A 24,480-nucleotide genomic window follows, 5' to 3' on the forward strand; every position below is an offset into this window, starting at 1 on the left:
TGCTAACACCGAAACGAGGGGAGAGCAGCTAGCCGATGTGCTGATTCGACGGCGCCACCACTAGCGGCTTTGGCGAGTACTTGGCGCGCAGCCCGCGCAGGAGAGTGGCGTGCTCGGCTAGGCGCTTGTCTTCCTCGGTGTGCGGGTGGAAGGGGCGGGCCACCTGCGGCTGTCCATCGTGATCGAGGGCGATATAGGCCACGGTGGCATGGATGGCGGTTTGTAAGTGTTCGCGGCCGCCGCGAGGGTTGCCGGAGCGGACGTGGATGGACATCTGCATGGAGCGGGTATCGGTGCGCATCATGCGCGCGTCGACCTCGATGAGGTCACCGATGGAAATCGGGCGGTAGAAGCGGATGCCGCCGGCGTACACCGCAACGGTGCGCTCCGCGGACCACTCCATGGTGCAAGCTGCGCCGGCCTCGTCGATCCACTGCATGGCGGTGCCGCCGTGGACCTTGCCGCCCCAGTTGACGTCGGTGGGCTTGGCCAGGAAGCGGTTGACCATGCGCGGGGCGTCGGAAGGCCCGTTGTAGGTTTGCTTTTCCATCTCCGCCTCGATGGCCTGGCGCAGCTCAATGCGGGACTTGGCGGCCTCCTCGACGCGGCGCTGCTCGTCGGTCTCCGGAACGAAAGGCGGCACCGGGGTGGACTTGCCGGTGGCAGGGTCCTTGGCTACGAAGATGACCAGGCAATCGCAGGCGCGGGTAAAAATGCCTTCGCGCGGGTCGGCAGAGAGCACTTCGTTGACGATGTGCATGGAGGAACGGCCGGTCATAGCGATGCGGGAGCGCACCTCCACGATGTGCCCGGAAGGGATCGGCCGGGTGAAGTGAATATGGCCTACGTAAGCGGTCACGCAGTACTGGCCGGACCACTGTACGGCGCAGGCATAGGCCGCCTTGTCAATCCATTCCAGGACGCGGCCACCGCTAATGCCGGTGGCGCCGGCCATGGTGACGTCGGTTGGCGATGCCATAAAGCGCAGCGTCAGCGCCGGCGATTTCTGATTTTCCGCAACGGAAGGCGTAGGTGACATAAACAACAAGATAACAGTAGCTATGATGTAGCTATGAAAAAGCCCGTCGATCCCGCAGCCACCCGCGCGGCCATCATGGCCATCAAAGACTGGATTGCCGCCCCGGCGGAGCACGATAAGCCTGGTAGGGCCCTGCTTGCCGACGCCGTCCGCCGCACCGCCCGCACCCTCGAGGCCGACGCGCCGGGCCATTCCGTGGAGCTGCGCGTACCCCCATTTGTTGCGGTGCAATGCATTGAAGGACCCCGCCATACCCGCGGCACCCCACCCAATGTGGTGGAGACCGACCCGGAAACCTGGCTGCGCCTCGCCACCGGATTGGCGGACTGGGAAGAGGCCGTAAGCACTGGTCGCGTCGATGCTTCCGGCTCCCGCGCGGGCGAAATTGCGCAGTGGTTGCCGCTTATTCCGTTAGTTTCCGGCGGCGCGACAGGCTAATATAAACGCCGTGGTAGAAGTACATACTCCTAGTATCACCAATCTTGACGATCATAATGAGCAGGAGCCCCGCGAAGAGTGCGGCGTCTATGGCGTGTGGGCTCCCGGGGAGGAAGTCTCCAAGCTGACCTACTTTGGTCTCTTCGCCCTGCAGCACCGTGGCCAGGAGGCTGCCGGCATTGCGGTGGGCGATGATGACCGCATCGTCGTCTTCAAGGACATGGGCCTCGTGGCCAATATCTTTGATGAGTCCACCCTGTCTGCCCTCCAAGGAAACGTAGCGGTGGGTCACACGCGCTATTCCACCGCCGGCGGCAAGGAATGGTCCAATGTCCAGCCGATGTTTTCTACCTCCTCCACCGGGGTAGATATTGCCCTTGGCCACAACGGCAACCTCGTCAACTATTTGGAGCTGCGTGAAGAGGCCGTGCAGCGCGGCTTGATTAAGCCCCATGAGGAGTCAGTTTCTGACTCCATGTGCTTGTCTATGTTGCTTGCCGACGGCGTAGATGAAGAAACCTCCGTCTTCGACTCCGCCCGTGACCTGCTCCCGCGTGTTAAGGGAGCGTTTTGCCTGACCTTTACCGATGGTCACACCATGTACGCCGCGCGCGACCCGCACGGCGTGCGCCCGCTGGTCCTCGGCCGCTTGGCCAAGGGCTGGGTGGTGGCCTCCGAGACCTGTGCGCTTGATATCTGCGGCGCCCAGTTCATCCGCGAGATTGAACCTGGTGAGCTCGTCGCCATCGATGAGGCTGGCATTCGTTCTGTGAACTTCACGCCGGCCAAGCGCCACGGCTGTGTCTTCGAATACGTCTACTTGGCCCGCCCGGATAGCGATATCAAGGGCCGCTCCGTCAACGCCTCCCGCGTGGACATCGGCCGCCGCTTGGCCCGCGAATACCCAGCCGAGGGCGCGGACTTGGTCATCCCGGTTCCCGAATCCGGCAACCCCGCCGCCGTGGGCTATGCCCGCGAGTCCGGCATCACCTTCGCTCATGGATTGGTTAAAAACGCCTATGTGGGCCGCACCTTCATCCAACCCACCCAGGCCCTGCGCCAGCTGGGCATCCGCTTGAAGCTCAACCCACTGCGCGAAGTCATCAACGGCAAGAAGCTCGTCGTGGTGGATGATTCCATCGTCCGCGGCAATACCCAGCGCGCACTCATCCGCATGCTGCGCGAGGCCGGCGCGGCCGAGGTGCACGTGCGCATCGCCTCCCCGCCAGTGAAGTGGCCGTGTTTCTACGGCATCGACTTCGCCTCCCCGGGTGAGCTGATCGCTAACGCCAGCCCCTCCGATGATCCGGAAACCGTCTGCGCCACTATCTGTGACACCATCGGCGCCGATTCCTTGGGCTTTGTCTCCATTGAGGAGATGGTGGCTGCCACCGAACAGCCGCGTTCCGAGCTGTGTACCGCCTGCTTCTCGGGTGAGTACCCACTTGGCCTGCCCGCCGGAAACTCCAATGCAGACGCCGTGCGCACCCTGCTCGGCACCGAATAACAAAGGACACCTGAAACCATGAGTGACAATACTTACGCAGCAGCCGGCGTCAGCATCGAAGAGGGCGACCGCGCCGTAGAACTTTTCGCCCCGCACGCTAAGCGTGCCACCCGCCCTGAGGTTCTGGGTGGTCTTGGCGGCTTTGCTGGCCTGTTCAAGCTCGGCGATTACAAGGAGCCCATCCTCGCCGCCGGTTCCGACGGCGTCGGCACCAAGCTGGCCGTGGCCCAGGCCATGGACAAGCACGACACCATCGGCATCGACCTCGTTGCCATGTGCGTCGACGACCTCGTTGTCTGCGGCGCGGAGCCACTCTTCCTGCAGGACTACATCGCCGTGGGCAAGGTCGTGCCGGAAAAGGTGGCCGAGGTAGTCAAGGGCATCGCCGAGGGCTGTGTGCAGGCCGGTGCCGCGCTACTGGGCGGCGAGACCGCCGAGCACCCCGGCATGATGGAAGAAAACGAATACGATGTCTCCGCCACCGCGGTCGGCGTCGTAGAGGCCGATGGCGTACTTGGCCCAGACAAGGTCCGTGAGGGCGACGTGCTCATCGCTATGGGCTCTTCCGGCCTACACTCCAATGGTTACTCCCTGGCCCGCCACGTCTTGTTGGAGCAGGCTGGCATGCCTCTCGACGGCCACGTGGAAGAGCTCGGCCGCCCCCTCGGCGAGGAGCTGCTGGAGCCCACCCGCATCTACGCCAAGGACTGTCTGGCTTTGGCCAGCGAGTGCTCCGTATCCACCTTCTGTCATGTCACCGGTGGTGGACTGGCTGGCAACCTCGAGCGCGTCATCCCAGAAGGTCTTGCGGCCGATATTAACCGCGCCACTTGGACTCCGGGCCAGATCTTCAAGCTCATCTCCTCGGTGGGCAAGGTGGAGCTGGCGGAAATGGAGAAGACCTTCAACATGGGTGTCGGCATGATTGCCGTAGTTAATCCTGAAGACCGTGACCGTGCCTTGGCAATGCTTACCGCACGCCACATCGATGCGTGGGAGCTGGGCACCGTCCGCTCCGCCTCCGGCGAGGAGCCGCGCGTGGTCATGCACGGCGAGCACCCCAACTTCTAGCAGGGCCCTGCCCCTGCCGGGGGCGGGTATGAGGAAGGGCCCTAGGAGATTTCCTAGGGCCCTTGAGCTATCCGGCGGCGAGCGGAAGATTAGCGTTCGTCGCGGTCGTCATCATCCCATTCGTCGACGTAGTCGGCGTATGGGTCATCCTCTTCATAATCGCGGGAGTCACCCTCTTGCTGTGCGGCGAGTTCCCGTTGCAGGGACTCGATATCCATCTCGGGTGAGTTGTACTTGAGCTGGCGTGCAACTTTGGTCTGCTTTGCCTTTGCGCGTCCGCGTCCCATGTGCATGACCCCCTTGGGTTAGTAGGGCGCGCCAGGGATTCTTGGGCGCCCCATCGACTTGTCTATTGAGTATCTTCCTGTAAGACACAATAGCCTGTGTGACGAAAAAATTCCGCACCGCCCCCTAGCTAGTGGGAGATCTAACGCCCGCGCAGCCGGTTTACCGCCTCGCGCCCAGCCTTGGGGCCCTCATCCTCGGGGATGGAGGAAGGATCGATAGACGCCGCCGTATCGCCTACTTCTAGGGTGCCGGCGTCCAGCGCAGAGCGCTTCACTAGGCCGAGGGCGATGGGGCCGAAATCGCAGTCATCCACAATCGTGCCGATGCGGCCTACCTTACGTCCATTGAAAGTAATGTCATCGCCCACATTTGGCCGTTGTGGCGCGGAGCCGTCGAGGTGCAGCTGCACCAATAGGCGAGGGGAGCGGCCCAGATTTTCTACGCGCGCCACCGTTTCCTGGCCGCGGTAGCAGCCCTTATTGAGGTGGACGTGGGCCGGGTTATCCACGCTGCGGCTGATCCACTGCGGCACCTCGTGGGGGATGGACTTATTATCCAGATCCGCTGCCAGCTCCGGCTCGCGGGCACGCACGCGCTCGGCGGTAAACGCCATGAGCCCCGCTAGCCGTGCACCGGATTCCTCCAGGTGTTTCGTTGCCTCGACCAAGGATTCCCGCGGAACGCCAAGGTCAACGCGCTTGATTCCCGGCCACTGGACCTGGCGGGCAAACTCCACCATGGGTGAAAGCGAAACATCGGCCTCACCCAGGAGGGTGAGGATGGCGATATCGGCTTCCTCTACGGTGACCTCGGACCAGAAGACCATCATGGTGAGGAACTTAAAGAGGGAGTCGAATTGCGCCGCGGGGACGTCGATAAGAAAGGCATCGTCGGTCCGCACGATATCCATGTGGTGGAGGATGTGGCCTTGGATGTCCAGGTCGAGGGCGCCGGCGGTGAAGCCCACGGGGGCGTCGTCAAGCTTCTGTGAAAGTAGATTATTCAGAAACTCGGCGGCGTCCTTGCCGCTCACGCGAATGACGCGGCGCTGGGAGCGGTCAATGACGATGGTGCCGCCATCGGCGGCCCGTTGCTCGCCCAGCGGATTGCCATAGTGCCAGGCCACGCCCTGGGCATCGAGTACGGTCGCGTCCTGGTGCTCCGCGGCACCGGCGCGCTGCAGAAGAGGCGAAGAATAACTCACAACTACCGATGGTAGGGCATAATCAAAGGTATGAAGTTTTCGCCGCGAAAAGAGCCGGTCATCTACGTTGTGGAGCCCTTTGGAGGGTCGGTACGCAGGCACATGCCCACGCTGCCTCTTATCTACGCCGACGATGCCGCGGTCACCCGCGGCGATGGCATCTTTGAATCCCTGCTCGTGCGCGGAGGCAAAGCCGCTAACCTGCAGCGCCACGCGCAACGCTTCTGCGATTCAGCCCGCACGATGAACCTGCCGGAGCCGCCCATGGACAAGTGGGAAGAAGCCACCCGGCTCGCCATCGCGGACTTCTGCGGGGACGAGCAAGGCGATGCTAAATGCACGTGGACCTATACCCGCGGGCGCGCCTCCACGGGGCGGCCGAGCGCGTGGGTTGTTGTGCAGCCGATCGAGGACAAGGTGCTAGAGCAGCGCGCCCACGGCGTCGCCGTCATGACAAGCCCCCGCCTGTGGCACGTGGCGGAGGAATTGCCCGCCAAGACGCTCAATTACGCGGCCACCATGGCGATGCTGCGCATGGCGCGGGAGAAGGGCTTTGAGGATCTCATCCTCACCGATCCGGACACCGGAGAAATTCTCGAGGGTGCCACCTCAACCGTGGTGGCCGTCAAGGGCGAGAAACTGCGCACCGCGGCCGGCCGCGGGATCCTGCCCGGCACCACGCAAGCGGCGCTCTTCGCGCACGCCAAAGAGAAAGGCTATCGCTGCAAGGCCAAGCCGCTGACCGTGGAGTATCTGGAAAAGGCGGACTCGGTGTGGTTGGTGTCCTCGGTGCGCGTTGCTGCGCGCGTAACTAGGCTCAATGACAAAAAATTGAAGGCCCCGGATAACGTGGACGTCATCCGAGACCTTATAGATGCAGCGCTTGGGGCTTAGCCGGCGATGCGGGTGAGCTCCGCGGACATGTAGGGGCGCATCTCGCCATCAACCATGCGCTCGTCTACCCAGCCCAGATTGTTATTGGGCATGAGGCCGTACATGCGCTTGCCTGGGCCCAAGTTCTTCGGGCCGGTTTCCGTAACCATGGTGGAGGCGGATTCCAGCTGCCATGCGCGGTCATTGAAGGGTTCGCCGTAGAAGATTTCCACGATGCCGGTAGAAGAGGTGTAGGTGACCTCGATTTCATCCTTTTCCGAGATACGCCAGAAGCCGGTCTCGCGCACAGACGGGCCTTCTGGCTTGCCCTCGGTATCGATCTTCCAAGTGCGGGAGCTAAAGGTCAGGTAATTCTCGCCATCGTGGGCGATGACCAGCTGCTGGCCAAAGGTGTATTCCTGGCCCTTCGTATCGTGGGCCTGGCCCTCGCCTTGCCAGACGCCCACAAGGGGGAGTAGTCCCAGCAGGCCGTCGTGCAGCGATGGGCCCTGGCGCAGGTTCGCGGTATCGTCCGGTACCGGGGTATCGCCCAGCTCGAGAGCGGGGATATTGCGGCTAGCGGCGTCCTTCCACTGCTCGGCAGCCTGGTTCACGGCATCGTTGCCATTGAGTTTTCCTGGATCGTTTTCCGGGTGGGAAGCCGCGGTGGTCTCGATGTTTTCAGGGGTGGTTTCATTATTATTTTCGCTCATGGGCGTCCAGCCTAGTCGTGCACCCGCCTTTTTAACTACTAGACTTGGACCTCGTGCACGCATTGATGATCTCGAATCCAAACTCGACCTCACAAACCAACGCCCTCTTCCGCCAAATCGTTCCCTGCCTACAATCGGTAGAGGGCCTGCATCTCAAGGTGCAATTTACGCATTACCCTGGCCATGCAGAAGAGATGGTCAAGGGAATGACCAGGGATGACTACGACGTCATCATTGCTGTGGGCGGAGATGGAACCGTCAACGAGGTAGTCAACGGGCTCCTCGGCCCGGCGGATGAGCAGTGTCCCGATCCGCAGTCCATCCCGGCGCTGGCCGTAATTCCTACCGGCTCCGCCAATGTCTTTGTGCGTGCTCTAGGGTTCCCCAACACCCCAATGGAGGCTACCCATGTGCTGGCTCGCATGCTCGACCGGGATCTGCGCCGCACCATTTACCTAGGAACGTGGAACGAGCGGTGGTTTGCCGTCAACGCCGGCTTCGGTTTGGACGCGGATGTCTTGGCACGCGTGGATCGTGCCCGCGAACAGGGATTTTCGGCCACTCCGCTGCGCTACCTCAACGTTGCCATTCGGGCTTGGAGCCGTGCGCGGAAGAACCCGCCGCATATTGCAGTCAAGGCCGAGTCCAGCAGCGGCGAACAGCTGCGCAGGGACGATGTGCCACTGCTGTTTACCTCGAATACCAACCCGTGGACTTTCCTGGGCCCGCTGCCGGTAGTGACTAACCCGCGCAATTCCTTCGATGAGGGCCTTGCCCTGTTTGGGTTGGAGGAGTTTAGCGGGCTCGGCGGCGTTGTCGGCCTGTTGCACCTCTTCGGTGCTGATAAGCGCGGATGGCTCAATAAGCTCACCAAGGAAAAGACGGTGGCCTTCGACGACGCCATGCGGGTAGAGCTCGTCTGCCGCGAACCACAGCGCTTCCAAGCCGATGGAGAATCGGAGGGGCGCTTTGACGCGGTTACCTTGGCCTCCGTGAAGGATGCCATTGAGGTATTCGCCCCGCAGGATAGGCGGGAGGCCCATCAGCGCACGATGAAGGAAGTTCTCCGGGACTTTATTCGCCTGCGCTAGTCTGCGGCGCGGGGCCGACCCGGTGCTTGGTATCGGCGGCCTTCTTTTCCGCCTCTTCTACGGCCTTTTGCTCCGAGCCTTCAATCTCCAGCGGGGAGAGCTGGGCCAGCTGCACCTTGATATTGCGGCGCTGTACCTCGAAGGAAATGGTTCCTCCCTGCATCTTTACCGCGGTCGCTTGGGCGGGAAGCGGCAGCTGGCGGGTGTCGAAGTTGAGGGAAAAGGCCTTTTGTAGGCGCTCATCGTCCGTGTCATAGACCTGCATGCGAAACTCCGGACCAACCAGGCGGAGGGTGACCTTGGCGGTGGACTTGTGGGCGTCGCCAGGCAGGGTGCCCGTTAGCTCTGCTTCTGCAGAGGTGCCACCGGAGGGGGAAATATCGTCCGGGTTGGCAATCGAGAGATCGGTAATCCCTAGGAGGCGCCCCAAAGCGACGCCATCCAAGGAAATGCCGCGCGAGTAGGTGGAGACGGGTGCGCCCTCAATATCGCCGTTCATGACCTGCTCTGGGGTGACGGTGATATCGCGCAGCACGGTCGAAGCGTTGACCATGCCCAGCTTGGGCACCTCCACGTCCAGCGCCTTGACCTCGAGGTAGGGGATTTCCTTTGAAGCCGCAGCCCACACGTAGGGGGTGCCGCCGATGAAAACATCCGGCGTATTATCCAGCCGCGAATTGGCTTTCACGGCTTGTGCCACCTTGTGTTCCGTGTGCATAGCCACGCAGGCGTCTGCCACCCAGGCCGCAATGAGCACGCACACTACGAGGAGGATGTGCACGATGCGCCGGTCAATCTTTAGAACACTCACCCCTTCATTCTTACCCTACGTATTCTGGGGCCTATGACTAGCAATGCCTTTAAGATTACGGAAGAAAACCTGCCGGACGCCCCGGAGCTGGCTCGCCGCGTAAAAGCGCTGGCTGAGCAGGCAGAACGCCAGGATGGGATGGCGCCACTTTCGGAGCAATTCCTCAACGGTCTTAGCGATTCCCGCCTGGAGCACCGCCACCTGGTGGCCTGGGTAGGGGAGGAGCCGTGCGGCGTAGCCGGTCTGGAGGGCTCTACCGCCGAGCTATTTATTGCCCCCGATTACCGCGGGCAGGGCTTTGGCGCCGCTCTTTACGACGCCTCCGCTAAGACCCCCAACCTCCACGCCTGGGCCCACGGAAACCTGCCGGCGGCACAGGCGCTGGCGCACTCCCGCGATCTGCAGGTCACCCGCAAGCTGGTGGTCATGGGTATCGGGGGAGAAGAGCTCGCAGCGGCCGCCCGCCCTGAAGGCCTGCCTCTGACCGCCCTGAATTACACCGAGGCGGTGGATAAGTGGGGCAAGGACTTTGTGGAAGAGCAGTGGCTCAAGGTCAATAACGAGGCCTTTTCTTGGCATCCCGAACAAGGCGGCTGGGATCTCGATCGGCTGCACCGTGGCATGGAGGCAGACTGGTTCGACCCCGCAGACCTGCTTTTCCTGTGGGATACGGCGGATGAGCCGGCACTGGCCGGCTTCCACTGGACCAAGTGGCATGCGGAGGAAACTCCGGGCTTCGGTGAGGTCTACGTGGTGGGCTTGGCGGAAGACTACCGCGGTAAGAAGTTGGGCGGTCCGCTGCTGCAAATTGGCCTGCGCCGCATGGTGGAAAAGGGTGCTCAGCGGGTAATTCTTTATGTAGAAGCGGATAATGATCCGGCGTTGAAGGCGTACGAACGCCTAGGCTTTGAGGTTGATGAAGAACACGTCGTTTGGGGCGTGTGTGACTAACGTCATGGGGTGCACGACGTTTGTTCACCCAGTGTTTACCTCTTGGCACCCTTTTGGTCAGATCCTGCGGATAGCTTTACACCCTGTGAGTTAACCGCACCTGTGCGCCTGCATCTCGCCCCAGAAGGCAGAGCGGGATGCAGGAAGTATCTCTCTAGGAGATGCGGTTTCCTCGGACAATCAATCTCTGATCTGCACCGGAAAGGGTTTTCCCGTGATTCGCAACTTCAAGCGCACTGCCGCAATCTTCGGCATCGTAGCCGCAACCTCTACCGCTCTCGTAGCTTGCTCTGAGGAGTCTGGCCCCTCCTCCGATTCCGCTGGCGGCGAGGACGTCTCCGGCGAGCTCGTCGGCGACGGCGCATCCTCCCAGCAGAACGCAATGTCCTACTTCCAGACCGCGTTCTCCGAGGATCACCCAGACGCTTCCCTGTCCTACAACGCTTCCGGTTCCGGCGCCGGCGTTGAGGCCTTCACCAATGGCCAGGCTGACTTCGCTGGTTCTGACTCCGCTCTGAAGGAAGACGAGGGTGAGGTCGAGGCTGCCGCTAAGCGTTGCGATGGCAACGAGGCATGGCACCTGCCAACCACCATCGGTCCGGTTGCAATCGCCTACAACCTGGGTGACACCGAGATCAACCTCTCCACCGAAACCCTGGGCAAGATCTTCAAGGGCGAAATCAAGAAGTGGAACGACAAGGCCATCGCTGCTGACAACGAGGGCACTGACCTGCCGGACAAGGACATCACCGTCATCTTCCGTTCTGACGAGTCCGGTACCTCCGCAAACTTCCAGAAGTTCCTGAAGGCCGCTACCGGTGACTGGGACTCCGAGGGCAAGCAGTTCCCAGACGCTGTTGGTGAGGGTGCTAACGGCTCCTCCGGCGTTGCTGACCAGGTTGCAAGCATCGATGGTGCTATCACCTACGTCGAGGCCGGCTTCGCAGACCAGAAGGAAGGCGAGGGCGTCAAGAAGGCCAAGATCGACTTCGGCCACGGCCCGGTTGAGCTGTCCACCGAGTCCGTCAACAAGGCTCTGGAGAACCTGGAGTTCAAGGAGACCGACTCCGAGCACAACATGGTTGTTGACTCCGAGGCACTGTTCTCCTCCGACAACGAGGGTGCATACCCGCTCATCCTGACCACCTACAACATCGTCTGCTCCAAGGGCTACGATGAGGAGACCTCCAAGCTGGTCAAGTCCTTCTTCACCACCGTCCTGGATCACCAGGATGACCAGCTGGCTGAGCAGGGCTTCATCCCAGTTGAGGGTGCTCACCTGGACAAGCTGAAGGCTGCTGTTGACGCTCTGCAGTAAGCGCTAAAGCTGTAAAAGCTTAATACCTCCCGCCCCCACTGCCGCACACGATTCGCGCTTTGGGGGCGCAGGTATGTAACGATATTTTCCATTTTTAACGCTGAAAAGGATTAACAGTCTCATGGCAGACAATAATCTCACCACGGCTCCAGAGCAGACGGATGCAAACGCCACCTCTGCCGAGCGAGTCTCCAACAGCGGACACGACGAGGTAGCTACCACCAGCTCCAATAGCGGCGTTAAGCGCCCAGGCGACCGTGTCTTTGAATTCCTGTCCACTGCTTCGGCAACCCTCATCACCGTTATGATTGCCGCCATTGCCGCCTTCCTGCTGTGGCGTGCGGTTCCCGCCCTAGGCGTTAACGACGGCGGCATCATGGGCTTCTTCACCTACGGCGGCCGCTGGGAGACCACCGATACCTCTGCGATGAAGTTCGGGATCCCGACCATGTTCGGTACCACCGTTCTCATCTCCGTCTTCGCCCTTCTGCTGGCTATGCCGGTGGCCCTAGCCATCGCCATCTTCCTGTCCAACTACGCGCCTGCCCGCTTGGTTAAGCCGCTCGGCTTCCTCGTGGACATGCTCGCTGCAGTTCCGTCCATCGTCTACGGCCTGTGGGGTTGGCAGGTTCTTGGCCCGGCACTGTCCGGTTTCTACTCCTGGATGGAATCCTGGGCGGGTGGATTCTTCCTGTTCCACGTCTTCGATAACTCGCCGTCGTTTGCAACCGGCCGCAACCTGTTTACCGGTGGCATCGTGCTTGCCGTGATGATTCTGCCGATCATCGCTGCTACCGCGCGCGAGGTCTTCGTGCAGACCCCTCCGGGCCAGGTGGAATCCGCCCTGGCTCTGGGCGCTACCCGCTGGGAAGTTATCCGCATGACCGTTCTGCCGTTCGGTATGTCCGGCTACATCGCCGGCTCCATGCTCGGCCTGGGCCGTGCACTGGGTGAGACCATGGCGCTGTACATGGTTGTCTCCCCGCTGATTGACTTCCGCTTCTCGCTTTTCGACGGCGGCACGACCTTCGCCACGGCCATCGCCCTGGCATCTGCTGAGTTCGGTAACGAGATGCGCGCTGGTGCCTACATCGCCGCCGGCCTCATGCTGTTCTTGCTGACCTTCGTGGTCAACGCCATTGCCCGCGCCATCGTGAAGAATAAGTAAGGAGGGGAGGATCAATGACTACGACTACTAATGCCAAGCCTGCCTCCCAAGGCGGCGCGACCTTCCTGGACATCTCCGGCTCCCGCAAGATGACCAATAACATCGCCACCGCGGTGGTCTGGGGCGCAATGATTCTGGCCATGGTTCCGCTGGTGTGGGTTCTGTGGGAACTCATCGCCCGCGGCAGTGGCGTCATCCTCAACCCTGAGTGGTGGACCGCCTCCCAGCGCGGCATCATGAATAGCTCTGCCGGCGGCGGTGCCGCTCACGCCATTGTGGGTACCTTCGTCCAGACCATTCTGGCCTCCATTATCTCTATCCCGATCGGTATCTTTACCGCCATCTACTTGGTGGAGTACTCCAAGGGCGGCTGGCTCGGCCGCATCACCACCTTCATGGTAGACATCCTGTCCGGCGTGCCTTCCATCGTTGCGGCCCTGTTCATCTTCGCCATGTGGATTACCCTGTTCGGCTTCGGCCGCTCCGGCTTCGCCGTGGCGCTATCCCTGGTGCTGCTGATGATTCCGATTGTGGTGCGCAATACCGAAGAGATGCTGCGCGTGGTCCCAATGGACCTGCGTGAGGCGTCCTTCGCTCTCGGCGTTCCGAAGTGGAAGACCATCGCCCGCATCGTTCTACCTACCGCACTGTCCGGCATCGTCACCGGCATCATGCTGGCGATTGCCCGCGTGATGGGTGAGTCCTCGCCGGTGCTGGTCTTGGTTGGTTCCTCCTCCGTCATCAACTGGGATGCTTTCAAGGGCTCGCAGTCCTCGCTCCCGCTGATGATGCTGGATATGTACAAGGCCGGCGCACAGCCCGCCGTACTGGACAAGCTCTGGGGCGCAGCGTTGACGCTGGTTATCCTCATCGCCGTCCTCAATATTGCGGCCCGCATCGTTTCCGCGAAGTTCTCGGTTAAGAAGTAAACGCCGTACCACTCGATTCCGCCATACACTTGCTAGAGGAGAAACTCCCAAATGTCTAAGCTCGCGCTCAATGACGTGAACATTTTTTACGGCGACTTCCACGCCGTGCAGAACGTGAATATGCAGATCCCGGCCCAGGCCGTGACCGCATTCATCGGCCCTTCCGGCTGTGGTAAGTCCACCGTGCTGCGCACCATTAACCGCATGCACGAGGTCATCCCCGGCGCCTACGTTAAGGGCGAAATCCTGCTCGATGGCACCAATATCTACGGACCAAAGGTTGACCCGGTATCCGTACGCAACACCATCGGCATGGTCTTCCAGAAGGCAAATCCGTTCCCCACCATGTCCATCGAGGACAACGTGGTAGCAGGCCTGAAGCTGTCCGGTGAAAAGAACAAGAAGAAGCTCAAGGAAGTCGCGGAGAAGTCCCTGCGCGGTGCCAACCTGTGGGACGAGGTTAAGGACCGTTTGGACAAGCCAGGCGGCGGCCTCTCCGGTGGTCAGCAGCAGCGTCTGTGCATCGCCCGCGCTATCGCCGTGGAGCCAGAGGTATTGCTCATGGACGAGCCTTGTTCCGCACTGGACCCGATTTCCACCCTCGCTGTGGAGGACCTCATCCACGAGCTGAAGGAAAACTTCACCATCGTTATCGTGACCCACAACATGCAGCAGGCAGCCCGCGTGTCCGATAAGACCGGCTTCTTCTCCCTAGAAGCAACCGGTAAGCCGGGCCACCTGGTGGAGTTCGATGACACCACCAAGATCTTTGAGAATCCTTCTCAGAAGGAGACCGAGGATTACATCTCTGGCCGCTTTGGCTAAAGAGTAAGAGAGATTGTCCGAGAGAAGGGGGCCGGTTCGAAAGAACCGGCCCCCTTCTTTGGTGCTTAAATCCGTCTAACGGCGGAATTGACGCTCGAGGTCAGCCATCCGTGCTTCGAAGTCGGCGTCCTTTTTGTCCTCTTCTAGCTTCTTGGCATAGTCATTGGGCAAAAGACCCGTGGTCAGATAGATGATGTGGCCGGCCACGGAGACGCAGTGGTCTGCATAGCGCTCGTAGTAGCGCGTAATTTGCGAGGTCTCTACTGCCTCGCGCACGGTGCCCTCCCATTCGCGCTGGGTCAGGATGCGCAAGATGTGGGAGTTGATATCATCCACCGCGTCATCGTCGGCACGGAGATTGATGGATAAATCCGCATCAGGGGTGACGAGGATATCGTGCAGCACTGACCCCATTTCTTCAGTGAGGCGGTACATCTCCTCGAAGTAGCCGATGTAACTCGCCGGTACCACGGCGTCAGGGTGGCGGCGGCGCGCGGAGTCCGCTATGTGCTGGGCTAAACGGCCCATGCGGTAGAGATCCTCCACGATATAAATCGAGGAGACCACCTGACGGAGGTCCTGTGCCATGGGGTTTTCCAGGGCCAAGAGTTTTACGGCACGCTCAGAGCACCTAGCGCGGAACTCATCTAGCTCCTCAGTCATGGTGAGAGCATCTTCCGCGGAGTCCAAGGCGCCCTGCAGCAGCGCCACGGAGGCCTTATCCATGATGTCGCGAACGGTATCGCACATCACGATGAGGTCGTGGGAGAAATTGTCTAGGTGTTCCCTGTAAGCGGCACGCATGCCAAAGATAATAGCGAAAAATTTCGGCCCCTGCGCAACTTAAGTGGAGCATAAATGCGAGTTTCTTGGGTGCCCCTAGCTGCTCTTATATCTTTGTTAGGTTATCCGCCGGAGTTCATAATGTCAGCGGCAACCGGAACGCAATCGTCCTCTGGATCGTCGAGCCAACCATCCGGCAAAGCCACCTTGGATGGCGAGCCCTGGCGGCCGCGGGCCCCGTCGGCGTCGGCAGCCAGGGCATCGGACTCTGCCCAAGGTGCAAGTAGCTCACGCAAGGCATCGAGGGAATTGACCTTGGCTAAGCCCGCGCGGACCTGGCCGCCAACTGGGAAACCACGCAGGTACCAACCGATGTGTTTGCGGATATCGCGGGAAGCATTGTCCTCGCCATCGTGCTCCGCCAATAGCTCCGCGTGGCGGAGGATTACCTGGGTGACCTCGCCCAGGGTGGGCTCTGCCGGAATGGACTCGCCGCGCAGCGCAGCGCCGAGCTCGGCAAAAAGCCACGGGCGGCCGAGGCAGCCGCGGCCTACCTGCACGCCGTCGCAGCCGGTCTGTTCCATCATGCGGCGGGCATCCTCGGCACGGAAGATATCGCCATTGCCCAGCACTGGCACGCCAGTATCCGCCAGATGTTCCTTGAGGCGCGCGATTTCGTCCCATCGGGCTTCGCCAGAGTAGCGCTGAGCGGCGGTGCGGCCGTGCAAGGTAACGGCGGCGGCACCGGACTCGACGGCGATGCGCCCGGCGTCGAGATGCGTATGGTGCTCGTCGTCAATGCCCACGCGCATCTTTACCGTGACCGGAATATTGGTGCCCTCTGTGGCCTTGACCGCGGCGGAGACGATATTGCCAAAGAGGCGTCGTTTATAAGGCAGCGCGGAACCGCCACCGCGGCGGGTCACCTTCGGAACCGGGCAACCAAAGTTCATATCGATGTGGTCCGCCAGGTTTTCGTCGACGATCATCTTCGCGGCCTTATACGTATATTCCGGATCCACCGTATAGATCTGGAGGGAACGGGGATCCTCCTGCGGCGCAAAGGTGGTCATGTGCAGCGTCTTTTCATTGCGCTCTACCAAGGCGCGGGCGGTGACCATCTCGCAAACGTAGAGGCCCGACACCGTGCCGGTGCGCTGCAGCTCCTGCTCGCGGCACAACGTGCGGAAGGCAACGTTGGTTACCCCCGCCATCGGGGCGAGGATGACGGGGGAGGAGAGATCGTAGTGTCCAATGCGCAAATTCACGCCCCAATTGTGCTAGTTAACGGGGGAAAATAGCAACCGGGCCCACAGTGGCGCCGTTCCCTATTTTTACTTTATGGGGTAAAGGTCACACAGAAGTGGTGGAAATCTTGCAAAGATTCGCTAATGTGGGCTGTGTAACTAATTAGAACGGCCGTTATTTTGGCTGGCCCCTTAATGAAGGAGGATTACCCTTGTCAGAGAGAATCGCGTATGCCCCATTCGAGAAGCTCGTAGTTTCCGCTGAAGAGGCTGCTCAGCACGTCAACCACGGTGACCGCGTGGGCATTTCTGGCTTCACCGGTGCTGGCTACCCCAAGGGTCTGCCCACCGCCATTGCAGAAAAGGCCAAGGCTCTCCATGAAAAGGGCGAGGAATTTAAGATCGACGTCTTCTCCGGCGCTTCCACTGCCCCGGACTGCGATGGTGTTCTGGCGGAAGCTGAGGCGATTCGCTTTCGCTCTCCTTATAACTCAGATCCCACCCTGCGTAAGCAGTTTAATGATGGCACCGCTCTCTACCAGGATATCCACCTGTCTCACTCGGGCCAGCAGGTAGAAGAGGGCTTCTACGGTGACTTCCAGGTAGCCATTATTGAGGCCGTGCGCATTACCGAAGAAGGCCACGTGGTGCCGTCCTCCGCAGTGGGCAATAACCTCGAGTTCATCGAGGCTGCGGATAAGATCATCATCGAGATCAATGAGTGGCAGTCCATCAACCTCGAGGGCATGCACGATATCTATCGCATTGAAAAGCTGCCTAACCGCCAGCCAATCCCTATCACTAAGCCGGGTGACCGCATCGGTACCACCTACATGGAGGTGCCGGAGGACAAGGTTGTTGCAGTGGTAAAGACCGATGCCCCGGACCGCAACGCACCATTCAAGGAACCGGACGAAGTTTCCGAGAAGATCGCCGCCAACTTCATCGAGTTCCTCGAGGGGGAGGTCGCCGCTGGTCGTCTTGAGTATGACAAGTTCATCATGCAGTCCGGCGTGGGCAACGTCCCCAACGCCGTGATGGCCGGCCTGCTGGATTCCAAGTTTGAGAATATTCAGGCCTATACCGAGGTCATTCAGGACGGCATGCTCGATCTCATCGATGCGGGCAAGATGACCATGGCTTCCGCCACCTCCTTCGCGCTGTCCCCGGACTACGCGGAGAAGATGAATGAGGAGGCAGAGCGCTACCGCAAGCACATCATCCTCCGCCCACAGCAGGTCTCCAACCACCCGGAGGTCATTCGCCGCGTCGGCCTGATTTCCTCCAATGGCATGATTGAGGCCGATATCTACGGCAATATCAACTCCACCAACGTATCCGGCTCCCGCATCATGAACGGCACCGGTGGCTCGGGTGACTTCACCCGCAATGCTTATATCTCCACCTTCGTTTCCCCGTCCGTGGCCAAGGACGGCGCAATTTCCGCGCTGGTTCCGTTCGTGTCCCACACGGACCACACCGAGCACGACACCATGGTCATCATTACCGAGTACGGCGTGGCTGACCTGCGTGGCCTGGCGCCGAAGGAACGCGTGGAGAAGGTCATCTCCGTGGCGCACCCGGATTACCGTCCGTTGCTCGAGGAGTACTTCAACCGTGCCAAGGAAAACAAGTTCCAGCACACCCCGCACGACCTGAAGACCGCCTTTGACTTCCAGGTCCGCTTCATGGAGAAGGGCGATATGCGCGGCTAATGTAGCCACTCCCCGGCAGGCGCTCAGCGGCGAGCTGGGCGCCTTTCGCTTGCCGACGCCCCCTAATTAGGACTTTGCAAATACCGCAAGCTAAAATGTAGCGACGTTGGGCCTTTAGCTCAGTTGGTAGAGCTACGGACTTTTAATCCGCAGGTCGTGGGTTCGATCCCCACAGGGCCCACAACTGGAGCCACCTTTCGGGTGGCTCCTTTTAGTTTTTCACCATCTTCTTAATGGCGCGCATGGCCTCTTCTAGCTTCTCGGTGGCTACTTCACCGTCCTCGGCGGCGGCACCGGCCACACAGTGCTCAATATGGTCTTCCAGGAGCGCTAGCGAGACATTTTCCAACGCCGACTTCACCGCCGAAATCTGGGTAATGATGTCGATGCAGTATTGGTCTTCCTCGACCATCCGGTGGATGCCGCGCGCCTGCCCCTCAATGCGCTTGAGTCTGGCGAGGTAGCGATCCTTGCTCTTAGAATCCGCGTTATATCCGTGCACGTGCGGCTCGTGGCAGGAGCACGTTTGATGCTGGTCAGACATGGTTCCTAATCTTTCTGGGGGAGCGATTTTGTAACTAGGTGAGGTCTCCAGTATATTTCTAGAAGTCGCCTTAGCGCGACGGGCCCCCATCGTCTAGCGGCCTAGGACACTGCCCTTTCACGGCAGCGGCACGGGTTCGAATCCCGTTGGGGGTACCAACACGAAAGTGTTGGGCCGAATTAAATATTCGATTGGCCTTGTGGCGCAGTTGGTTAGCGCGCCGCCCTGTCACGGCGGAGGTCGCGGGTTCAAGTCCCGTCAAGGTCGCAGAATGAGCAGCAATCGCTTCGGCGGTTGCTGCTTTTGGTTTTGCTAGGCTGGCGCCATGGAGCCATATGTCGGAATCGCTGTCTTTGAACTCGCCTCCGAAAGCTCGGAGCACTCTAACTTCTTCCGTGAGGACTTCTTTCTCATCTATGCAAATTCGGATGAGGAGGCGCACCGCAAGGCCGTTGAATGGACTCGCGAGCAGGAATATGAGGGCCTGAAGCTGCGCCACATTGTCGATGTCGCACCCACCCTCTACGGTCATGTGGATCGAGATTGTGACCTCTATTCGCGGCACTTTTCCTTGCTGGAAGACTACAAACGATTCGAGATGAACTTGGGTGGAAAAGATCCGCTTTCACCGCCTAAATAGCTTTCTGACGTGCTGATTTGGTGAGTCTTGGGAGTCTTCTGTAAAGTATCTATCCGTGCCCAAGAGCGCACACATAATTAAAAATGGCCCTGTGGCGCAGTTGGTTAGCGCGCCGCCCTGTCACGGCGGAGGTCGCGGGTTCAAGTCCCGTCAGGGTCGCGGAAACCTTCGGGTTTCTGGCCAGATAGCTCAGTCGGTAGAGCACACGCCTGAAAAGTGTGGGGTCGCCAGTTCGATCCTGGCTCTGGCCACAATAATGGCTCCTCGTAAGAGGGGCCATTTTTGCTTAGTATGGGCACATGGAACACGCTATTGCACACCAGACCGATAAGTCCCGTTACGTCCTTACCGTGGACGGCGTCGAGGCGGGCGCGTGCCACTACGTAGATGCCGGCACGACCCGCGAGTTCAACCACACGGTCATTAAAGATGCTTTCCGTGGCCAAGGATTGTCCGCGCCGCTGATTAAGGCCGCGCTTGACGACGCCCGGGGCGTCGGCAAGCAAGTCATTGCTTCCTGCTCCGCCGTGGCGCACTTTATAGAAAAGAATCCCGAATACCGCGACCTGTTGCGCCCAGAAGGCATATAAAAAGCGGCCCACAGTTGCCTGTGAGCCGCTGGGAGAGAATTTAGATGTAGTAGTCGGGGTCGACCAGTTTGATGCGCTCATTCGGGTTGCGCGGACGGTTCTTGGCCGGAATGCCCACCGCGATACTTTCGGCGGGAACATCCTTCGTCACCACGGCATTGGCGCCAATGGCCGATCCTTCACCGATCGTAATGGGGCCGAGCACCTTGGCGCCCGCACCGATAGTGACATTGTCTTCGATAGTGGGGTGGCGCTTGGTCTGGGTGAGCACCTGGCCGCCGAGGGTGACGCCATGGTAGAGCATGACGCCATCGCCAATCTCGGCGGTTTCACCAATGACGATGCCCATGCCATGGTCGATAAAGAACCGGCGGCCGATGGTGGCGCCTGGGTGGATTTCCACGCCGGTAAAGAAGCGGTTAATCTGCGCCAAGATGCGCGCGGGCCCGCGTATCCCGCGCTTCCACATCCAGTGCGAAATGCGGTGAGACCACACCGCGTGGAGGCCGGAGTACACTACTGCATTTTCGACGTCGCCACGCGCGGCCGGATCGTGATCTCTTGCATTTGCTAAGTCTTCACGGATGTAGCTCATAATGTTCATGCCCACATAGTACTGGCATAAAAAAGGCACCCGCCAAGGTTGGCGGGTGCTTTTATTCAAGCGACGTAATTTAAGCTTCGCGGATGTCCTCGAAGAGGATGGTGGAGACGTAGCGCTCACCGAAGTCCGGCAGGACAACCACGATGGTCTTGCCCTCGAACTCTGGGCGCTCCGCAAGCTTCAGAGCTGCGGAAACGTTGGCGCCGGCGGAGATGCCAACCAGCAGGCCTTCCTGGGTAGCCAGGTCGCGGGATGCCTTGATGGACTCCTCGGTGGTGGCGGTAAAGACTTCGTCGAGAAGCTCGCGGTCAAGTACCTCAGGAACGAAGTTAGCGCCGATGCCCTGAATCTTGTGCGGGCCAGCGTGGCCTTCAGACAGGACAGGGGAGTCGGACGGCTCGACCGCAGCCAAGTGCAGGTCTGGGTTCTTGGACTTCAGGAAGCGACCCACACCGGTAACGGTGCCGCCGGTGCCTACGCCAGCAACGAAGGCGTCAACCTTGCCCTCGGCGTCTTCCCAAATCTCTGGGCCGGTGGTTTCCTCGTGAATCTTCGGGTTCGCCTCGTTAGCGAACTGTGCAGCCAAGATGGCGTTATCGGTCTCGGCGACGATTTCATTCGCCTTGTCGACGGCGCCCTGCATGCCCGCAGCGCCCGGGGTCAGCACGATTTCTGCGCCGTAGGCACGCAGCAGCACCTTGCGCTCATTGGACATGGTCTCCGGCATGGTCAGGATGACCTTGTAGCCCAAGGTGGCGCCAGCCAGGGCCAGGGCGATGCCGGTGTTGCCGGAGGTGGCCTCCACGATGGTGCCGCCCGGCTTGAGCTGGCCGGACTTCTCGGCCGCTTCAACGATGGCCTTGCCGATGCGGTCCTTCACGGAGTTAGCCGGGTTAAAGGACTCAACCTTGGCAAGCACGGTGGCGCCCTTGCCCTCGGTAAGACGGTTCAGGCGGACCAGCGGGGTGCCGCCGATGGTTTCCATGATGTTGTTGTAGACAGCCATTCTGTGGACTCCTTTGGGAATCAGATTTGGGTTCAAATCGCGTACAACGCAAGCGTACACTACACAAGTAGACCAGTCAGTATATAAATTCTAGACCGGACATTCGGGCATTTCATGTGGGATTGCAGCGCCAGATAAGCCGAGGGCGATTTCGAATTACCCCCACATGCTGTCTATACTTCCACTCAGTTGCCCGCTGGTCCCCAAATTCCCGGGGGAGAACGGGTACACCTGCTTGGTTACCCCCGACGAGGAAAGAGTCTCATGGAGTCGCATCGCCTCAAAGATGATGAAGAATCCGTACGCGCGGCCCTGTCGTCCCTGAAGACCGCTACAGGTATTCCGGTGACGATGTACGCCACGCTGCTGCCCGATAATCGCCTGCAGATCACGCAGTGGGTGGGGCTACGCACCCCAGCGCTGCAGAATCTGATCATTGACTCCGGCGTCGGTGTAGGTGGCCGAGTGGTCAGCACTCGCCGCGCAGTAGGTGTATCCGATTACACTCGTGCCACCACCATCTCGCACGAGAACGACCGCGTGATCCAAGATGAAGGCCTGCACTCCATCGTGGCCGTGCCCGTCACGGTGCAGCGCGAAATTCGCGGCGTCCTCTATGTTGGCGTGCACTCTCCAGTTCGTTTGGGTGACAAGGTCATTGAAGAAGTGACGATGACCGCGCGCACCCTCGAGCAAGACCTGGCCGTTAATTCCGCCATGCGACGTGCCGATGGGTCCAAGGGCGGAGCGGCTCGCGGCCACGTCATGAACGGTGCCGAGTGGGAACAGGTCCGCTCCACTCACTCCAAGCTGCGCATGCTGGCCAACCGCGTAGAAGACGAAGAACTGCGTAAGGAGCTAGAGACGCTGTGTGACCAGATGGTCTCGCCGGTGCGCGTGAAGCAATCCACCAAGCTATCCGCCCGCGAGCTCGACGTGCTTTCTTGTGTGGCCCTAGGCCACACCAACGTAGAAGCGGCCGAGGAAATGGGTATCGGCGCAGAAACCGTGAAGTCTTATCTGCGCTCGGTAATGCGCAAACTCGGTGCGCACACCCGCTACGAAGCGGTCAATGCCGCACGCCGTATCGGCGCGTTGCCTTAAGAACCGGTAGCGTAGGCAGTTGTGAAAGATCAGTTTATTGTTTCCGGCGGTGCCCGCCTTGAGGGCACCGTTAAAGTAGATGGCGCGAAAAATAGCGTCTTGAAGCTCATGGCCGCATCCTTGCTGGCGGAGGGCACTACGACGCTGACCAACTGCCCAGAAATTCTGGACGTCCCCCTCATGAAGAAGGTTCTCGAGGGGCTCGGCTGCGAGGTAGTCATCGAGGGCTCTGAGGTCCGGATTACTACCCCTGCACAGCCGCAATCCAACGCGGATTTTGACGCGGTCCGCCAATTCCGCGCATCCGTCTGCGTGCTCGGGCCTTTGACCTCCCGCTGTGGCCACGCGAAGGTAGCGTTGCCTGGTGGTGACGCAATTGGCTCCCGCCCGCTCGATATGCACCAGACCGGCCTGGAAAAGCTCGGTGCCACCACCCGTATTGAGCATGGTGCCGTCGTGGCAGAGGCTACACACCTGCGGGGTGCGAATATCCGCTTGGACTTCCCGTCCGTAGGCGCAACCGAAAATATCCTTACCGCTGCGGTCCTCGCTGAAGGGGAAACCGTTCTCCATAACGCAGCTCGCGAGCCTGAAATCGTCGATCTGTGCACCATGCTTAAGTCCATGGGCGCCGATATCGAGGGCGAGGGAAGCTCGGTGGTGACCATCCGCGGCGTCGATAAGCTGCAGCCCACCCAGCATGAGGTTATTGGTGACCGAATTGTGGCAGGCACCTGGGCGTATGCCGCGGCTATGACCCAAGGCGATATCACCGTGGGTGGAATTTCCCCGCGCCACCTGCACTTGCCGCTAGAAAAGCTGAAGTCTGCCGGCGCGGAACTAGCGACTTATGAGAATGGCTTCCGCGTGCGCATGGATCAGCGCCCGCAGGCCGTGGACTACCAGACCCTGCCATTTCCGGGATTCCCCACCGACCTGCAGCCGATGGCTATTGGTATCTCTGCCATTGCGGACGGAACGACCGTCATTACGGAGAATGTCTTTGAATCCCGCTTCCGCTTTGTGGATGAAATGCTGCGCTTGGGTGCCGACGCCCAGGTTGACGGTCACCATGTAGTAGTCCGCGGTAAAGAACGGCTCTCTTCTACTCACGTGTGGAGTTCCGATATTCGTGCGGGTGCGGGTCTTGTACTTTCTGCACTGTGCGCGGATGAAACCACTACGGTCCACGATGTCTTCCACATCGACCGCGGATACCCCAACTTTGTAGAAAACCTGCAGCGCCTCGGCGCCACAATTGAAAGAACTCAAGAAGAAGAACTCTTTTAACGACGCCCCCAGCACACCGTTTTTCGTCGTGTGCTGGGGATTTGTCATTGTTGGAGGGGTTGGACTACATTAATCCAAGTCGCCGCGAGGTAGCCGGGAGGTTACTTTTGAGCGAATTTCGTGCGGACTTGGTTCAAGGATTTGACAGGGTTCATTGAGTTGAGTAAGTTTGTACGAGCCGCCAACGAGAGGTTAACGGTAGGTTAATTTTTTGTGGTGTGCGGATGATGTTTGAGAACTCAATAGTGTGCCAATGTACTTTTTATTTTTTGTGTGCATGGTTGTGTGTTGATTGGTTTGTCTGCCAATAGACCTAGTGGTTTGTTGGTTGGTGTGTGCCGGTTGGGTATGTGGAACACGTACTTATTTGAATGCTGTTTGGTGTTTCGGCTGCATTGAGATGGATTGGTTGGCATGTGATTGTGTTCAACTTTTTGGTTTCCTTATTTTTGACCCCGTCGGGTTGAGGGAACTTATTTTTTCTTTGTAGTAATTTTTTGGACGCCAGCATGGGCTGCACTTTTTGTGTGGTTTGTGGTGGTTTGTTCTTTTGTTGGGTTTCGGGCTTTTCACGGCCTGTTTCGGATGTTGTTCTGAAATTTTTTTGTGGAGAGTTTGATCCTGGCTCAGGACGAACGCTGGCGGCGTGCTTAACACATGCAAGTCGAACGGAAAGGCCCTGCTTGCAGGGTACTCGAGTGGCGAACGGGTGAGTAACACGTGGGTAACAC

Annotated in this window: 25 protein-coding genes, 5 tRNA genes and 1 rRNA gene; 21 read left to right on the plus strand and 10 right to left on the minus strand. The window is 59.8% G+C overall.

The window, feature by feature from the left end; all coding sequences use genetic code 11:
* Positions 1-28: 28 nt before the first annotated feature.
* Positions 29-1,039, minus strand: coding sequence for an acyl-CoA thioesterase (locus MHY13_RS04310; protein ID WP_239281227.1), 1,011 nt, complete (start codon positions 1,037-1,039; stop codon positions 29-31).
* 33 nt (positions 1,040-1,072) lie between these two features.
* Here MHY13_RS04310 and MHY13_RS04315 point away from each other — a divergent pair, with 33 nt between their 5' ends.
* The 3 genes from MHY13_RS04315 to purM are packed head-to-tail and all read left to right on the plus strand — an operon-like array spanning position 1,073 to position 4,055.
* Positions 1,073-1,477, plus strand: a complete 405-nt coding sequence (locus MHY13_RS04315) for a sterol carrier family protein (RefSeq protein WP_239281237.1) — start codon at positions 1,073-1,075, stop codon at positions 1,475-1,477.
* 10 nt (positions 1,478-1,487) lie between these two features.
* Positions 1,488-2,984, plus strand: coding sequence for an amidophosphoribosyltransferase (gene purF / locus MHY13_RS04320; protein WP_239281239.1), 1,497 nt, complete (start codon positions 1,488-1,490; stop codon positions 2,982-2,984).
* Between the two features lie 18 nt (positions 2,985-3,002).
* Positions 3,003-4,055, plus strand: coding sequence for a phosphoribosylformylglycinamidine cyclo-ligase (gene purM / locus MHY13_RS04325; protein ID WP_239281240.1), 1,053 nt, complete (start codon positions 3,003-3,005; stop codon positions 4,053-4,055).
* Between the two features lie 89 nt (positions 4,056-4,144).
* On the opposite strand, the gene MHY13_RS04330 is transcribed toward purM, so the two are convergent.
* Both MHY13_RS04330 and MHY13_RS04335 read right to left on the minus strand, forming a co-directional pair.
* Positions 4,145-4,342, minus strand: a complete 198-nt coding sequence (locus tag MHY13_RS04330) for a DUF3073 domain-containing protein (protein WP_005330028.1) — start codon at positions 4,340-4,342, stop codon at positions 4,145-4,147.
* A gap of 140 nt (positions 4,343-4,482) precedes the next feature.
* Positions 4,483-5,547, minus strand: a complete 1,065-nt coding sequence (locus MHY13_RS04335; protein WP_239281241.1) for a folate-binding protein YgfZ — start codon at positions 5,545-5,547, stop codon at positions 4,483-4,485.
* 30 nt (positions 5,548-5,577) lie between these two features.
* Here MHY13_RS04335 and MHY13_RS04340 point away from each other — a divergent pair, with 30 nt between their 5' ends.
* Positions 5,578-6,441, plus strand: coding sequence for an aminodeoxychorismate lyase (locus MHY13_RS04340; RefSeq protein ID WP_239193329.1), 864 nt, complete (start codon positions 5,578-5,580; stop codon positions 6,439-6,441).
* Here MHY13_RS04340 and MHY13_RS04345 read toward each other — a convergent pair.
* Positions 6,438-7,133: an FABP family protein gene (locus MHY13_RS04345; RefSeq protein WP_005325810.1), complete on the minus strand. Its 696-nt coding sequence runs from the start codon at positions 7,131-7,133 to the stop codon at positions 6,438-6,440. The genes MHY13_RS04340 and MHY13_RS04345 overlap by 4 nt on opposite strands.
* A 53-nt stretch (positions 7,134-7,186) precedes the next feature.
* Here MHY13_RS04345 and MHY13_RS04350 point away from each other — a divergent pair, with 53 nt between their 5' ends.
* Positions 7,187-8,224, plus strand: coding sequence for a diacylglycerol kinase family protein (locus tag MHY13_RS04350; protein ID WP_239281243.1), 1,038 nt, complete (start codon positions 7,187-7,189; stop codon positions 8,222-8,224).
* On the opposite strand, the gene MHY13_RS04355 is transcribed toward MHY13_RS04350, so the two are convergent.
* The gene (locus MHY13_RS04355) at positions 8,208-9,035 is read right to left on the minus strand and encodes a DUF2993 domain-containing protein (RefSeq protein ID WP_239281262.1); all 828 of its coding nucleotides are present in this window, start codon (positions 9,033-9,035) and stop codon (positions 8,208-8,210) included. The two genes, MHY13_RS04350 and MHY13_RS04355, sit on opposite strands and share 17 nt — an antisense overlap.
* Before the next feature lie 33 nt (positions 9,036-9,068).
* On the opposite strand from MHY13_RS04355, the gene mshD reads away from it, so the two are divergent.
* The 5 genes from mshD (at position 9,069) to pstB (ending at position 14,226) form a co-directional block, all read left to right on the plus strand.
* A complete protein-coding gene (mshD, locus tag MHY13_RS04360) occupies positions 9,069-9,986 on the plus strand; it encodes a mycothiol synthase (protein ID WP_239281264.1) in 918 nt (305 codons plus the stop codon).
* Positions 9,987-10,200: 214 nt separating this feature from the next.
* The gene (pstS, locus tag MHY13_RS04365) at positions 10,201-11,304 is read left to right on the plus strand and encodes a phosphate ABC transporter substrate-binding protein PstS (protein WP_239281273.1); all 1,104 of its coding nucleotides are present in this window, start codon (positions 10,201-10,203) and stop codon (positions 11,302-11,304) included.
* Positions 11,305-11,425: 121 nt separating this feature from the next.
* Positions 11,426-12,472 (plus strand): phosphate ABC transporter permease subunit PstC, encoded by a 1,047-nt coding sequence (gene pstC / locus MHY13_RS04370; protein ID WP_049378494.1) that lies wholly within the window; start codon positions 11,426-11,428, stop codon positions 12,470-12,472.
* A gap of 14 nt (positions 12,473-12,486) precedes the next feature.
* Entirely contained in the window at positions 12,487-13,401 is a 915-nt protein-coding gene (gene pstA / locus MHY13_RS04375) for a phosphate ABC transporter permease PstA (RefSeq protein ID WP_204611030.1), read from the plus strand.
* A gap of 51 nt (positions 13,402-13,452) precedes the next feature.
* Positions 13,453-14,226 carry a phosphate ABC transporter ATP-binding protein PstB gene (pstB, locus tag MHY13_RS04380; RefSeq protein WP_005325820.1) on the plus strand — a complete coding sequence of 258 codons (774 nt, stop codon included), beginning with the start codon at positions 13,453-13,455 and terminating at the stop codon, positions 14,224-14,226.
* A gap of 75 nt (positions 14,227-14,301) precedes the next feature.
* On the opposite strand, the gene phoU is transcribed toward pstB, so the two are convergent.
* The gene (gene phoU, locus MHY13_RS04385) at positions 14,302-15,030 is read right to left on the minus strand and encodes a phosphate signaling complex protein PhoU (RefSeq protein WP_239193337.1); all 729 of its coding nucleotides are present in this window, start codon (positions 15,028-15,030) and stop codon (positions 14,302-14,304) included.
* 101 nt (positions 15,031-15,131) lie between these two features.
* Entirely contained in the window at positions 15,132-16,277 is a 1,146-nt protein-coding gene (dusB, locus tag MHY13_RS04390; protein ID WP_040425422.1) for a tRNA dihydrouridine synthase DusB, read from the minus strand.
* A 191-nt stretch (positions 16,278-16,468) separates the two neighbouring features.
* On the opposite strand from dusB, the gene MHY13_RS04395 reads away from it, so the two are divergent.
* Both MHY13_RS04395 and MHY13_RS04400 read left to right on the plus strand, forming a co-directional pair.
* Positions 16,469-17,971 carry an acetyl-CoA hydrolase/transferase family protein gene (locus MHY13_RS04395; RefSeq protein WP_005330051.1) on the plus strand — a complete coding sequence of 501 codons (1,503 nt, stop codon included), beginning with the start codon at positions 16,469-16,471 and terminating at the stop codon, positions 17,969-17,971.
* A gap of 108 nt (positions 17,972-18,079) precedes the next feature.
* Positions 18,080-18,152 (plus strand) — tRNA-Lys (locus MHY13_RS04400).
* Between the two features lie 30 nt (positions 18,153-18,182).
* On the opposite strand, the gene MHY13_RS04405 is transcribed toward MHY13_RS04400, so the two are convergent.
* Positions 18,183-18,515, minus strand: coding sequence for a metal-sensitive transcriptional regulator (locus MHY13_RS04405; RefSeq protein ID WP_005325826.1), 333 nt, complete (start codon positions 18,513-18,515; stop codon positions 18,183-18,185).
* 82 nt (positions 18,516-18,597) lie between these two features.
* Here MHY13_RS04405 and MHY13_RS04410 point away from each other — a divergent pair.
* From MHY13_RS04410 to MHY13_RS04435, 6 genes are all read left to right on the plus strand, one after another.
* Positions 18,598-18,673 (plus strand) — tRNA-Glu (locus MHY13_RS04410).
* Between the two features lie 35 nt (positions 18,674-18,708).
* Positions 18,709-18,782, plus strand: a tRNA-Asp gene (locus MHY13_RS04415).
* Positions 18,783-18,840: 58 nt separating this feature from the next.
* Complete coding sequence (locus MHY13_RS04420) at positions 18,841-19,155, plus strand: DUF4288 domain-containing protein (RefSeq protein ID WP_239281275.1); 315 nt, start codon at positions 18,841-18,843, stop codon at positions 19,153-19,155.
* 85 nt (positions 19,156-19,240) lie between these two features.
* A tRNA-Asp gene (locus MHY13_RS04425) sits at positions 19,241-19,314 on the plus strand.
* A gap of 19 nt (positions 19,315-19,333) precedes the next feature.
* A tRNA-Phe gene (locus MHY13_RS04430) sits at positions 19,334-19,406 on the plus strand.
* Between the two features lie 48 nt (positions 19,407-19,454).
* Positions 19,455-19,745: a GNAT family N-acetyltransferase gene (locus MHY13_RS04435; protein ID WP_239193342.1), complete on the plus strand. Its 291-nt coding sequence runs from the start codon at positions 19,455-19,457 to the stop codon at positions 19,743-19,745.
* Positions 19,746-19,785: 40 nt separating this feature from the next.
* On the opposite strand, the gene epsC is transcribed toward MHY13_RS04435, so the two are convergent.
* Both epsC and cysK read right to left on the minus strand, forming a co-directional pair.
* Positions 19,786-20,349 carry a serine O-acetyltransferase EpsC gene (gene epsC / locus MHY13_RS04440; protein ID WP_239281277.1) on the minus strand — a complete coding sequence of 188 codons (564 nt, stop codon included), beginning with the start codon at positions 20,347-20,349 and terminating at the stop codon, positions 19,786-19,788.
* A gap of 70 nt (positions 20,350-20,419) precedes the next feature.
* Positions 20,420-21,355, minus strand: coding sequence for a cysteine synthase A (cysK, locus tag MHY13_RS04445; protein WP_239193344.1), 936 nt, complete (start codon positions 21,353-21,355; stop codon positions 20,420-20,422).
* 264 nt (positions 21,356-21,619) lie between these two features.
* On the opposite strand from cysK, the gene ramA reads away from it, so the two are divergent.
* The 3 genes from ramA to MHY13_RS04460 all read left to right on the plus strand — a co-directional run.
* Positions 21,620-22,459: an acetate metabolism transcriptional regulator RamA gene (gene ramA, locus MHY13_RS04450; RefSeq protein ID WP_005325834.1), complete on the plus strand. Its 840-nt coding sequence runs from the start codon at positions 21,620-21,622 to the stop codon at positions 22,457-22,459.
* A gap of 21 nt (positions 22,460-22,480) precedes the next feature.
* Positions 22,481-23,749 (plus strand): UDP-N-acetylglucosamine 1-carboxyvinyltransferase, encoded by a 1,269-nt coding sequence (gene murA / locus MHY13_RS04455; protein ID WP_239281311.1) that lies wholly within the window; start codon positions 22,481-22,483, stop codon positions 23,747-23,749.
* A gap of 603 nt (positions 23,750-24,352) precedes the next feature.
* A 16S ribosomal RNA gene (locus MHY13_RS04460) occupies positions 24,353-24,480 on the plus strand; the annotation flags it as partial.

Source organism: Corynebacterium sp. ACRPE (genome assembly GCF_022347435.1).
Taxonomy (GTDB): Bacteria; Actinomycetota; Actinomycetes; order Mycobacteriales; family Mycobacteriaceae; genus Corynebacterium; species Corynebacterium tuberculostearicum_D.

Excerpts from the sequence above, each read along its gene's own strand:
- MHY13_RS04310 (WP_239281227.1), bottom strand. The coding sequence starts at position 1,039 with ATGTCACCTACGCCTTCCGTTGCGGAAAATCAGAAATCGCCGGCGCTG.
- MHY13_RS04315 (WP_239281237.1), top strand. The coding sequence starts at position 1,073 with ATGAAAAAGCCCGTCGATCCCGCAGCCACCCGCGCGGCCATCATGGCC.
- purM (WP_239281240.1), top strand. The coding sequence starts at position 3,003 with ATGAGTGACAATACTTACGCAGCAGCCGGCGTCAGCATCGAAGAGGGC.
- MHY13_RS04330 (WP_005330028.1), bottom strand. The coding sequence starts at position 4,342 with ATGGGACGCGGACGCGCAAAGGCAAAGCAGACCAAAGTTGCACGCCAG.
- MHY13_RS04340 (WP_239193329.1), top strand. The coding sequence starts at position 5,578 with ATGAAGTTTTCGCCGCGAAAAGAGCCGGTCATCTACGTTGTGGAGCCC.
- MHY13_RS04345 (WP_005325810.1), bottom strand. The coding sequence starts at position 7,133 with ATGAGCGAAAATAATAATGAAACCACCCCTGAAAACATCGAGACCACC.
- mshD (WP_239281264.1), top strand. The coding sequence starts at position 9,069 with ATGACTAGCAATGCCTTTAAGATTACGGAAGAAAACCTGCCGGACGCC.
- pstC (WP_049378494.1), top strand. The coding sequence starts at position 11,426 with ATGGCAGACAATAATCTCACCACGGCTCCAGAGCAGACGGATGCAAAC.
- pstA (WP_204611030.1), top strand. The coding sequence starts at position 12,487 with ATGACTACGACTACTAATGCCAAGCCTGCCTCCCAAGGCGGCGCGACC.
- pstB (WP_005325820.1), top strand. The coding sequence starts at position 13,453 with ATGTCTAAGCTCGCGCTCAATGACGTGAACATTTTTTACGGCGACTTC.
- phoU (WP_239193337.1), bottom strand. The coding sequence starts at position 15,030 with ATGCGTGCCGCTTACAGGGAACACCTAGACAATTTCTCCCACGACCTC.
- MHY13_RS04405 (WP_005325826.1), bottom strand. The coding sequence starts at position 18,515 with ATGTCTGACCAGCATCAAACGTGCTCCTGCCACGAGCCGCACGTGCAC.
- MHY13_RS04420 (WP_239281275.1), top strand. The coding sequence starts at position 18,841 with ATGGAGCCATATGTCGGAATCGCTGTCTTTGAACTCGCCTCCGAAAGC.
- MHY13_RS04435 (WP_239193342.1), top strand. The coding sequence starts at position 19,455 with ATGGAACACGCTATTGCACACCAGACCGATAAGTCCCGTTACGTCCTT.
- epsC (WP_239281277.1), bottom strand. The coding sequence starts at position 20,349 with ATGAACATTATGAGCTACATCCGTGAAGACTTAGCAAATGCAAGAGAT.
- cysK (WP_239193344.1), bottom strand. The coding sequence starts at position 21,355 with ATGGCTGTCTACAACAACATCATGGAAACCATCGGCGGCACCCCGCTG.
- ramA (WP_005325834.1), top strand. The coding sequence starts at position 21,620 with ATGGAGTCGCATCGCCTCAAAGATGATGAAGAATCCGTACGCGCGGCC.